Annotated in this window: 9 protein-coding genes; 5 read left to right on the plus strand and 4 right to left on the minus strand. The window is 72.1% G+C overall.

Features of this window, described 5'->3' with window-relative positions:
• Positions 1-24: 24 nt before the first annotated feature.
• The 4 genes from GXW79_RS04545 (at position 25) to GXW79_RS04560 (ending at position 6573) form a co-directional block, all read left to right on the plus strand.
• Positions 25-3069, plus strand: a complete 3045-nt coding sequence (locus GXW79_RS04545; protein WP_211873157.1) for a glycosyltransferase — start codon at positions 25-27, stop codon at positions 3067-3069.
• Positions 3066-4976 carry a glycosyltransferase family 2 protein gene (locus GXW79_RS04550; protein WP_211873158.1) on the plus strand — a complete coding sequence of 637 codons (1911 nt, stop codon included), beginning with the start codon at positions 3066-3068 and terminating at the stop codon, positions 4974-4976. The genes GXW79_RS04545 and GXW79_RS04550 overlap by 4 nt, the downstream gene beginning before the upstream one ends.
• A 2-nt stretch (positions 4977-4978) precedes the next feature.
• On the plus strand, positions 4979-6043 hold the full coding sequence (locus GXW79_RS04555; RefSeq protein WP_211873159.1) for a glycosyltransferase family 4 protein: 1065 nt from the start codon (positions 4979-4981) through the stop codon (positions 6041-6043).
• A gap of 65 nt (positions 6044-6108) precedes the next feature.
• Positions 6109-6573: an STY0301 family protein gene (locus tag GXW79_RS04560; RefSeq protein ID WP_211873160.1), complete on the plus strand. Its 465-nt coding sequence runs from the start codon at positions 6109-6111 to the stop codon at positions 6571-6573.
• A gap of 13 nt (positions 6574-6586) precedes the next feature.
• Here the strand turns inward: GXW79_RS04560 and GXW79_RS04565 are convergent, their stop codons facing one another.
• The 4 genes from GXW79_RS04565 to GXW79_RS04580 all read right to left on the minus strand — a co-directional run bounded on the left by GXW79_RS04565 (position 6587) and on the right by GXW79_RS04580 (position 9529).
• Complete coding sequence (locus GXW79_RS04565; protein ID WP_211873161.1) at positions 6587-7234, minus strand: HD family hydrolase; 648 nt, start codon at positions 7232-7234, stop codon at positions 6587-6589.
• On the minus strand, positions 7231-7983 hold the full coding sequence (locus tag GXW79_RS04570; protein ID WP_211873162.1) for an MBL fold metallo-hydrolase: 753 nt from the start codon (positions 7981-7983) through the stop codon (positions 7231-7233). Before GXW79_RS04570 ends, GXW79_RS04565 begins: the two co-directional genes overlap by 4 nt.
• Positions 7984-8062: 79 nt before the next feature.
• Positions 8063-9055, minus strand: coding sequence for an asparaginase (locus GXW79_RS04575; RefSeq protein ID WP_211873274.1), 993 nt, complete (start codon positions 9053-9055; stop codon positions 8063-8065).
• 6 nt (positions 9056-9061) lie between these two features.
• Positions 9062-9529, minus strand: coding sequence for a hotdog fold thioesterase (locus tag GXW79_RS04580; protein ID WP_211873163.1), 468 nt, complete (start codon positions 9527-9529; stop codon positions 9062-9064).
• Positions 9530-9767: 238 nt separating this feature from the next.
• On the opposite strand from GXW79_RS04580, the gene GXW79_RS04585 reads away from it, so the two are divergent.
• Positions 9768-11081, plus strand: a complete 1314-nt coding sequence (locus GXW79_RS04585) for a glycosyltransferase family 4 protein (RefSeq protein ID WP_211873164.1) — start codon at positions 9768-9770, stop codon at positions 11079-11081.
• The last annotated feature ends 9 nt before the right edge of the window (positions 11082-11090 follow it).

Consider the following 11090-nt stretch of genomic DNA (forward strand, 5'->3'; position numbering starts at 1 on the left):
AACCCTAGCGGAGCCTGAACGCGCGTGTCCGACGCCGAAGACAGCGGACCGGGGCAGCCCCCAGCCAGGGGTGTCACCGGTATGGAGCGCTTCGCGACAGCCGCCGATGTCCAACTCGTCCATGTCCTGCTGCTGGGGCGGGAGAGCCGGCGGGCCGAAACCCTGCAGCGCCACACCGGGCGGCCCCTGCACCTCGTCGTCCAGGCGGTGGCGCGGGCGGGGGAATTCGGCGCGGAGGTGGTGCCGGCCGTTACCGAGGGAACGCTGCCGCCGCATGCCCGCCTGGGCGTGCTGCCGGACCCCTATCTGCGCGACTGGGTGGCGCTGGTGCTCGGCGCCCAGCCGCCGGCGGGTGGCTGGCTGGGGTTCCTGGCCTGGGCGCTGACCGCGCCGGCCATGCTGCGCAGCATCGAAGCCTCCGTCCCGCCGGTGGCGCGCGCCTTGCGCAACCTCGCCGCCGCGCGCGCCGGCACCGAAACGGCGTGGGCCGAGCCGCCGCCGGTGGAGACGCCGCGCATCACGGCCAATGCCGCGGCCGGCCCGGCAGGATCTCGCGTCGGCGCCCGGCACGTCACCGTCATCGCCTGGGACATGGCGCACAACCCCGTGGCGCGGGCCCATATGCTGGCCGAACTCGCCGGCCCCGGCGACGCGACGGAGCTGGTCGGGCCGATCTTCGAAAGCCAGGGCGGTCGGATCTGGCCGCCGATCGCCGACAGCCCCATCCCGATGCGCAGCTTCGCCGCCGGCGATCTGCGCAGCCTGGTGGCCGGTGCCGTCGTCCTGGCCGACGCGACGCGCTGCGATCTCGTCCATGTCGGCAAGCCGCGCCTCGCGAGCCTGCTGATCGGCGCGCTGATCCGCCAGCGCACGGGATGCCCGCTGCTGCTCGACATCGACGACCACGAACTCGCCTTCCTCGACGACCAGACACAAGCAGGCTTCGAGGCGCTGGAAGCCGCCGCCGCAGAGGACCCGCTCGCCTTCGCCAAGCCGCGCAGCCCGATCTGGACGCGGTTTTGCGCCACGCTGGTTGGGGAGGCCGATGGCATCACCGTCTCCTCCGGCGCCCTGCAGCGTGCCTATGGCGGCACCATCCTCCGCCACGCACGCGACGAGGCGCTGTTCGACCCGGCCCTGCACGACCGTGCCGCGCTGCGGGCCGAATTCGGCTATGGGCCGGAGGATCGCGTGGTGCTGTTCCTGGGCACGCCGCGCCAGCACAAGGGGCTGGTCCAGCTGGTCGAGGCGATGGAGCGGCTGGCTGATCCGCGCCTCGCGCTCTGCGTCATCGGCACCATCCGCGACATGGCGCTTCTAGGACGGCTGCGCCAGTCCGTCGCACGCGTCGCCCTGCATGGCGACCAGCCCTGGCAGCGCCTGCCCGCGCTGGCCGGCATGGCCGATGCGGTCGCCATCCTGCAGGACCCCGCGGCGGCGATCTCCGCCTGGCAGACGCCGGCGAAGCTGACCGATGCGCTGGCCATGGGCGTGCCGGTGATCGCGACGCCGGTGCCGCCGATCACCGAGCTCGCCGCGCCCGGCGCCGTCCGCCTGGTGGCCTCGCCTGTTGCCCTCGATGGCGCGCTGCGCGAGGTGGCTGCGGGGCTCACCAATGGTGGCCCGGGTCGGGCGCTGTTCCGCCGCGAGCTGAGTTTCGCCGCCAATCGCCCGCGGCTGGCGGCGGCGCAGGCCGCCTGCCTGGGCCCGCGCCGCGCCGAGTGGCCGCTCTTCGATCGGCTGTTCCAGCTGCTGGAGGCGAGGACCGGCATTGCGCTCATGCGCCCCGGGCCCGCCCTTCCGGCGTCCTTCGCCCGGACCCCCTTCATCGCGCCGGCGCCGATGGCCACCGCGGCAGAGCGCGCCCGCGCCGCCCTGCAGGAGGCGCGCAACGCCGAGGCCCGGGGCGACTTCGCCGCCGCCGCCGCGCTGCTCGATGCCGGGTTGAAGGCGGCGCCGCGCCACGCCGACATGCTCTCCGTGCGCGCCCGCGTCGCCTTCACCATGGGCGAGATGGCGCTCGCCGAGCGCCACGCCCGCGCGGCGCTGGCGATGCGCCCGGAACTGACCCGCGCGGTCATCATCCTCGCCCGCATCGCCATGGCGGCGGGCCGCCACGGCGAGGCGGTGGAGCTTTGGGCCGCGGTTCCACCCACCGACCCCGCGCATCGCGAACGGCTGCTCAAGCGCGGGCGTCTGCTGCTCGGCCTCGGCCGCCCGCTCGAGGCGCTGGGCGAGTTCATGGCCGCGATCCGCCGCGACCCGCTCGAACGCGAGGCGCTGCGTGGCGCGGCCGAGGCGACCGAGGCGACCGGCGCGCTGCGCACCGCGCTCCGCCGCTGGCGCGCGCTTCTGGCGGTGGCACCCGAGGACACCGTCGCGGCCGAGGCGGCGCGGCTGCTCGAACAGCGCCTGGCGCCGTTGCCTGGCCTGCCTTCGCCGCTGCGCAATCCGTGGCTGCGCGAATGGCCGGGCGCGGTCGAAGGCAGCGCCGGCACCGCCACGGTCGAACCCTCGCCCGGGCTGACGCTGCGTGCCGATGTTCGCCTGCGCTATGCCGTGGCCGAGGCGCATGAGCGGCGCCCCGGCGAGCTGCCCTTCTACGGGCTGTGGCTGCGCCCGGAGGATGGCGGCGGCGAGGTCGCCTTCGCGCTGCACCCGGAGGCCGCGCCGATCCTGGCGGAAGGGCTGCGCATGGCGATCGAACTCCGCGCCATCGGCGCTGCGATGCCGTTGAGCCTGGCGCTGTACGATGCCGGCACGGGGCGATCGCGTCTTCTGCTCGAGCTCCCGGCCACGGCGCAGCGGCGCATGGCGTGCTTCGACCTCGCACTCGATGCGGCGGAGGTCGCGGCATTGGGCGCTGGCGGCCTCGCGCTCGTATTACGGATGGGCGCGCCAGGCACGCTGGTGGTCTTGCCGCCGCAGCCGCTCTGCCGGCTCGGGGCAGCGTTGGCCGCGCCCGAGGATTTCGAATCACCCGTGCTCGCCGCCGCCTTCCCGCCGGCGCATGGCCCGGCGCCGATCATCGGCGCACCCACCGTCGAACGGCTGAGCGCACCGGCATGAACGTCATCGATCCCGTCGCCGCCAACCAGGGCGACATCACCGGACGCGTTCGTCTGGAGCAGTCCGAGGATGGCGCGCGCCTCACCGGCTGGGCGCTCGGCGAGGCGGACGTGCCCGGCGAGCCGCCAGAGATCGCGATCCAGGTGCCGGGGCTCGGTCTGCGCACTCTGGCGGCCTGGCCACTCGCACCCGATGCGGAGGCGCTGCCCGATGGTGCCTGCGGCTTCACCTGGCACCTGCCGTCATCGGTGCGCGACGGCGTGCCGCGCGAGCTGCGCGTCTGGAACCTCGCCACCGGCCTGGAGCTCGCGGGTTCGCCCATCGCCGTCGGGCGCGGCGCGGCGGTGCAGGCCAACGAGGCCGAGGCGCCGCTTGCCCGCTGGGACGCGCCGCTCACCGGCCATGTGAGCGCGGGCGATCCGGTGGAACTCGCGCCCGGCCTCTTCGTGGCCGCCGAGCCGCCCGCACGTTCGCTGCGCTACGAGCTTGTCGTTGGCGACCCGATGACGGCCGACACCGCGCCCGAACGCGGCATCCGCATCCTGGCCGATGCGCCGAGCGGACGCATCGCGCTGCACTTTCCCCTCGCACCACTGATGCCCACCATCGAGGACACGCCCGCGTTGCTGCAGCTGCGCGCCTGGCTGCCACAGGCGACGCAGCGGGCGATGCAGGCGCAGGCCGAACTCTGGCTCATGGTGTTCCGCTTCGGCGGCTTCGAGAAGCTGCGCCGCCTGCGCCGGGTGCGCGTGTTCCGCCGCCCGAGCCTCATCACGGCCCAGATCACGCTGAGCGAGGAGGACTTCGCGGCGGGCGCGCTCTGGCTTGGCGTGGAGGCGCTGAACGCGCGCGGCCTGGCGGCCATGCCGCCGCGCATCGTGGCGCCGGCCGGATCCTCGGCGGCCGGGATGGAGGATCAGCGCCTGCACAGCGCCTTCGACGCGCTGGCCGAGCTGGTGCGGGTGCATGGCGAGGCGGCCATGCCAACGCACGCGCTGCTGCCGGCGATGCCGCCGGCGGCCGGCCAATCCCCGTGCGTCGCAGCCGGCGACGCGCACCCGTTCACCCAAGTCATCCTGCCCGTCTACAATGGCGACGACATCGTGCGCGGCTGCCTGCGCGCGCTGCGCGCCGCCGGCACCGGGCCCTTCCAGGTGTTGATCGTCGATGATGGCAGCCGCGGCTTCACCGCAGAGATGCTGCGCCGGGAAGTCGCCGGCGATCCGCGCTTCATCCTGCACCGGCGCGACACCAACCGCGGCTACACCAAGTCCATCAACGAGGCGGTGGCGCTCACGCAAGCCCCATGGGTGGTGGTGCTGAACTCAGACACCGTCGTCCCGCATGGCTGGCTCGACCGGCTGCACGCCGCGGCGCGCGCAAGGCCAGGCACCGGGATGGTTGGCCCGTTGTCCAACGCCGCAACCTGGCAGTCGATCCCCGAGGTCAAGCGACCCGACGGGTCGTGGTCGGTCAACGACATGATCGAGCCCGAGCACCTAGACGCAGTGCAGCGCCTGCTCGACGAGGTCTCGACGCGCGAATACCCGGAATTCCCGGTGCTGAACGGCTTCTGCACGCTGATCGCACGCACCGTCCTCGACCGAATCGGCGCCTATGACGAGGAGGCCTTCCCGATGGGCTATGGCGAGGAGACCGATCTGTGCCTGCGCGCGCGCCGCGCCGGCTTCCGCCTGACGCTCGCCGACGACGCCTTCGTCTATCACCACAAGTCGCTGAGCTTCGGCGCCGCCGGGCGCAGCCCGCTGACCCGCGCCGGCGGGCTCGAGATGACCAACAAGCATCTGGGCGTGAACATCGCCGCCCTCGAGCGCACCATGCAGTCCTGCCCCGCGCTGGTGCGCGTGCGCGCGCGCATGCTCGACCGCCTCAAGGAGATCAGCTGAGCATGGCGCGTATCGCATTCGTGCTGCCGGTGCGCGGCGGCAGTGGCGGCGCCCATTCGGTGGTGCAGGAAGTGACCGCGCTGCGCGCGCTGGGCGTCGAGGCGCGGGTGCTGGTCAATCGCGCCAATGCGCCGCAATTCGCCGCCGCCTATGACCGCTTCGCCTGGGTCGCCGAGGGTGGAATGGGCGTGTTCGACGGGCCCAAGGACCTGGCCCTCCTCGCCGCCGAGGCCGAGGTGGTGATCGGCACCACCAACACCTCCGTCCACTCGATCAGCGAGGCGCTGCTGACGATGCGCAACTCCGCCATCCGCACCGGCTACTACGTGCAGGATTATGAGCCGCTGTTCTACGCCGCCGGCACCTCCGAACATCAGCTTGCAGTGGCGAGCTTCGCGTTGCTGCCCAACTGCGTCTACTTCGCCAAGACCAGCTGGCTCACCGGCATCGTGCAGGCGGCGCATGGCCTCGATGCGGTGCGCGTGGTGCCGAGCATCGACCACGGCCTGTATGGCCCCGCGCCGCGCAGCCCGGGGCGGCGCGTGGTGGTGGCGATGGTGCGGCCGGCAACACCACGCCGCGCGCCGCGCCGCACGCTGAAGCTGATGGCGCGCCTCGCCGCCGGCGAGTTCGGCGATGTGGAGGTGGTGGGCTTCGGCGCCGATGCGGAGGAGATGGAGCAGGCGGGCCTCGTCACGCCCGAAGGCGTGCGCATGCTGGGGCGCCTGCGCCAGCAGGATGTGGCGGCGCTGATGCGCGCCGCGGATGTCTTCCTCGACCTGTCCGACTACCAGGCCTTCGGCCGCACGGCGGCCGAGGCGATGGCCTGCGGCTGTGTCGCACTCGCCCCGCGGCTCGGCGGCGCACCGGATTTCATCGCCGACGGCGTGAGCGGCTTCCTCGTCGACACCACCGACGCCGATGCCGTGGCCGCCGCGCTGCGCAGCATTCTTTCGCTCTCGGAATCCGAGCTGCGCGCGATGCGCTACGCGGGGCTGGAGGCGGTTGCGGGTTTCACCCCGGTGCGCGCGGCGATGTCGGAGATGCGCGCCCTGGGCCTGGCCTGAGCCGCGCTTGCCCGTGGCGCCGGGCGGGTGCAGCGTCGCCCCGCAACCCGATCTCGAGGCCGCCCATGCGCCTGTCCCTGCTGCCCCTGCTGCTGATCGCCACGCCGCTCGCGGCGCAGGAGATCACCTGCCCGCGGACGCTGCCGGCGAATGCGCCCGGATTCACCCTGGTGGCGCGTCCCTCGCCCACCGGCTTTCCCTACCGCGCCGCCGAGCTGCCGCCGCCGCGCCCGTTCAGCGGCATCAGCGTGATCGATGGTCCCGAAAGCGACGTCATGGCCCAGGCGCCCGGCACGCTGATGCCCGATACCGGCGCGCGCGGCCGTCCGACCCCGCCATCGCTGCGCCAGAGCTGGGATATCTCGCGCCGGAGCCCGCGCGGCTATGTCCTCGTCTGCCAATATGCCGGCACCGCCGCGGTGCTGGTGCGCGCCCTGCCGCCGCGTGCGCGCGAATGCCACCAGAGCCTGCCGGTGAACGCGCGCGGCGAGATCAGCGACAACGGCCCCCGTTCGGGCGGCTGCCGCTGACGCGGCCGCTTTATCAAGCCTCGCTGACGCCTGGCCGGTGGTCGCGCCGCGCCTGCAGCGCGCTCAGCTCCTCCAGAAACCGCGCCGCCGCGACATCCGGCGCCCAAGGCCGCCAGGGCTGCTCCGCATACCGCGCCGCGAGCGGGTCTCGTGCCAGGATCGGCCCCGCGATACCCAAAGTCTCGCGCACCTCCACCGGCGTCCAGCCGGCGACATGCACCGCCTCGGCCGCCGCCGCCGCGACATCGGCGGATTTGTGGGCGCGCTTCTCCTCCACCGTCCAGGCCGGCAGGCGGTAGCGCGTCGCGACCGTCTGTGTCAGCCGCTCCGACAGCGCCGAAAACCCTTCGCCGAGGAACGGCTTCAACGGCGAGATGCAGTCGAAATTGATCAGCCCCTCTTCGGCGTCGTGCAGCAACTCGCGCATCTCGCGCGCCGCATCAAGCCCGTGCCGTGTCCGCGTTCTACGCAGCGCCAGCACCGTCAGCGCGTGCTGCGCGACCGAAAGCGGCTGCGGCCAGGCGGAATGCCCACCCCAGCGGAAGGTACGCGCGAGCCCGAGGGCGAGATCCTCATCCGTCCAGTCGAACGGTGTCGGCGCCAGCAGGTCCAGTCGCCGGCCGGACGGCAGCCGCACCCAGGCGCGAGCGGCCTCATTCACGGCGCCGAGATGTCGAACTCATGCGTCACGGCCAGGTCCTCGTCGAACCAGGCGGCAATGCCGGCGCGGCGCTGGCCCATGTATTCGGGCTTGCCCTCGGCATCCAGGCGCATGGTCATGTCATGGCCGGGGACCACCAGCGTGCCCGGCACCTTCCGCCACAGCGCCCAGATCGCGGCAAGGGAATCACGGCTGGCGGCTGCGTCCATCGTCATGTCGGTCGCCATCGACAGCAGCTCGGCGCGGTTCTTCGCGGAATCGCCGGTGAAGATGATCGGCGCCTCGGTCGCGGTCAGGTAGAAATACAGGCACCCCGGCGTATGGCCTGGCGCGAGATGCGCGGTCATGCCCGGCAACACCTCGTCGCCCTCATCGAGCAGCCGCAGCCGCGACGACTTTGCGAGATCCTGCACGTACAATTCGGGCAACGGGTTGAAGCCCACCGGCTCCGCCACCGCCCAGTCCATCTCGGCGCGGCCGATATGCACCCGCGCATTGGGGAACAGCGTGTAGTTCACCGAATGGTCCCAGTGCGCATGCGTGAGCACCACGTCCGTCACCTCCTCCGGCTTCACGCCGCGCGCCTTGAGCTGCTTGCCGAACTCCGGGCGGATCGAGAAGGCACCGACGTCGATGAGCGCCACGGGGCCGTTCGGCCAGCGCAGCAGCGCGATCGTGCTCCAGCCGAGACCGCCATGGCAGACGGATTTGCCAGGGTAGCCTTGGACGAGGATGTCGACTTGGACCATTGGAACCCTCCCGAAGAAGGCCGGGGAAAAGAATCTCCCCGGACCCCATTCCTTTATTTTTGCTGACTGGTGTGGCCGATCAGTAGGTCGCGAACATCCGGGCGATCTCGGCTGGGTCAGAGGTGCGCGTCAAGGCCAGCGCCAGCAGGATGCGGGCCTTCTGCGGGTTCAGATTGTCGGCGACCAGGAAGCCCGCCTCGCGGATGCGCGTGGTGCGGAAGACCCGGCCCGAACCGGCGCGGCAGGACATCGCCACAACGACGCCCGCAGCATGCGCAACCTCCAGAGCCTTCGCCATGGCCGGCGTGACGAAGCCCGGCGCGAAGCCTGCGGTGACGATGCCCTTCGCACCTGCGGCGACATAGGCGTCGATCGCCACGCCATCGGCATCGCAATGGGTGTAGGCCACATCCACCCGCGGCAGGCCGGTCAGGCCCGCAATGTCGAACTCCGTGTCCGGCGCCGCCTTGCGCACCGGGCGGCGGTAAAAATTGACGCTGTCGGCATCCGCCTGGCCAAGCACGCCGAAATCCGGTGTCCGGAACGTCTGCATGCGGAAGGTGGAGGTCTTCGTCACCTCCCGCGCCGCCTGGATCTCGTCGTTCAAGAGCACCAGCGCACCCATGCCGCGCGCCTCGTCGCTGGCGGCAACCCGCACCGCGTTGAGGATGTTGATGGGACCATCGCCCGAAATCGCGGAAGACGGCCGCTGCGCACCGGTGATCACGACGGGCTGGGCGCATTTCAGAGTCAGCGACAGGAAATAGGCGGTCTCCTCCAGCGACGCCGTGCCATGCGTCACGACGAAGCCCCCGATCGCCGGGTCGGCCGCCACCTGCTCATGGATGATGCCGACCAGCTCCCGCCACTCGGCAAACCCCAGCTGGGTCGAGGGCACGGCGCGGTAGGGGATGGTGACCACCTCCGCCACCTCGGCCAGCTCCGGCACGCGGGCGGCGAGGCTCGGCGCGTCCAGGATCTTCCCCAGCGTGCCGTAATCCTGCAGGTCCCGCGAATGCCGTCCCACCGAGGCGATGGTCCCCCCGGTTCCGATCAGCACAACCTTCTTCATCACGCCCTACCCCTCCTTGCCGACGTCGGCCGCGGCGCCGCCCTTGGCCTCGAGCACCGCCGCGGTCAGGCGGGAGACGCAGGCCATGCGCCCATCCGCGCGGAAAATCTCGGTCTGCCACACCTGCGTCGTGCGCCCGACATGCAGCGGCCGGCAGCGCGCCGTGACCCGGCTGCCATTGGCCACCGTCGCCAGGTGGTTGGCGTTCACCTCGATGCCGACCACCTGCGCACCCTCCGGCGACGCATTGACCGAGGCGATCGAACCCAGCGTCTCGCTCAGCACCACCGAGACGCCACCATGGAGGATCCCGTAGGGCTGGATGTGCCGCGCATCGACCGGCATCTCGGCCTCCAGCCCCTCCTCGGTCACGGCGGTAACGCGGATGCCGAGCAGGCCGGCGACCGTCCCCTCGAAGCGGGCGTTGATGCTGTCGGCCGTGGCACCGCGGCGCCAGAGGGAGGTCTTGCTCATGGAGCGGAGCTTGCCCCCGCGTACGGCCGCTGGCGAGGGGGGCTGTCTCACGCATAACGCGAATATCTGGCGCGCTATTCACCCCATATTAGTAAAATTCCGCTAAGCATGCAGGGCGGCACGATGAGGCATTGGCCTTGCCGGGTCGCCGTGGATCCACACGCCGGGCGTATCTTCGAGTTGCCTATCCAGGCGCGGCGTGTGCAATTTACGATACTGTCTCCCAACGATTTCACCCGTGGCAACGCATTTGCACATCCTCCTAGACGTCTCCCGATTGCTGTCCGTGGCCGGTGCCGCCACGCCGTCCGGGATCGACCGGGTCGAGGCGGCCTATGTGGCGCGCTGGCTCGCGGGCGACCAGGACCACTGCACCTTCGTCGCCTATAGCCCCTGGGGGTATTTCACCGCCCTGCCGCGCGGCGCGGTGAAGGCGCTGCATGCGGCTCTCGCCGAGGTATGGGCCGGTGGCGAAGGCGGCGAGGCGGCGCGGGCTGAGGCGCGCCGGATCCGACGCGCCTGCGTCGCCTGGCTCTGCGCCGGGCGTGGCCGGGACCGGCTGGCCAGGGCGCTCGCCGGGCCCGAGCGCTGCGCCTTCCTGCTGGTGTCGCACAAGGCGATGGAAAAGCAGGAGCCGATCGCGCGGCTGCGCCAGGCGGGCGCGCTGTTCGTGCCTCTGGTCCACGACCTGATCCCCGCGACCCACCCGGAATACGCGCGCCCCGGCGTGACGCAGCAGCACCTGCGCCGCCTGGCCACCATCAGCGCGCAGGCCGACGGCATCATCGTCAATTCCTCGGCCACCGCCGCGGCGCTGCGCCCGCATCTCGCGAGGCGGGAGGGCCAGCCGCCGGTGCGGGTGGCGGTGCTCGGCGTCACGCCGCCCGATGTTGCGGCCATTGCCGGGGAGCCGCCCTATTTCATCGCCGTCGGCACCATCGAGCCGCGCAAGAACCACCTGCTGCTGCTCCATCTCTGGCGCGACCTGGCCGAGCGCTACGGCCCCGCCACGCCGCGCCTGCGCCTGATCGGCAAGCGCGGCTGGGAGAACGAGAACGTGCTCGACCTGCTCGAGCGCTGCACGGTGCTGCGCGGCCTGGTGACCGAGACCGGCAACCTGACCGACCGCCACGTGGCCGGCCTGCTTCGCGGGGCCCGCGCGCTGCTGTTCCCCTCCTTCGCCGAAGGCTACGGGCTGCCGCTGGCCGAGGCGCTGGCCCTCGGCACGCCGGCCATCTGCAGCAACATCCCGGCGCTCCGCGAGGTGGGCGGCGACGTGCCGGAATACCTGGATCCGCTGGACGGCGCCGCCTGGCGCCAGCGCGTGCTCGACTTCGCCCGCCCCGACAGCCGCGCGCGCGAGACCCAGCTCAAGCGCCTCGCGCGCTGGCGCCGGCCGCGTTGGGAGGAGCACTTCGCCGAGGTCGATGGCCTGCTGGACGAGCTCGTCCGCCCGCGCACGGCGCGCCCGCGCTTCGAGGCGCCGGTCCGCCGTCCGCTGAGCGAGCCGGCCACGCTCACCGTCGCGGCGCGCGATGTCGTCGCTGGCTGAGGGCCGCGC

The organism is Plastoroseomonas arctica (assembly GCF_018128965.1).
In the GTDB taxonomy this organism is placed as follows: Bacteria; Pseudomonadota; Alphaproteobacteria; order Acetobacterales; family Acetobacteraceae; genus Plastoroseomonas; species Plastoroseomonas arctica.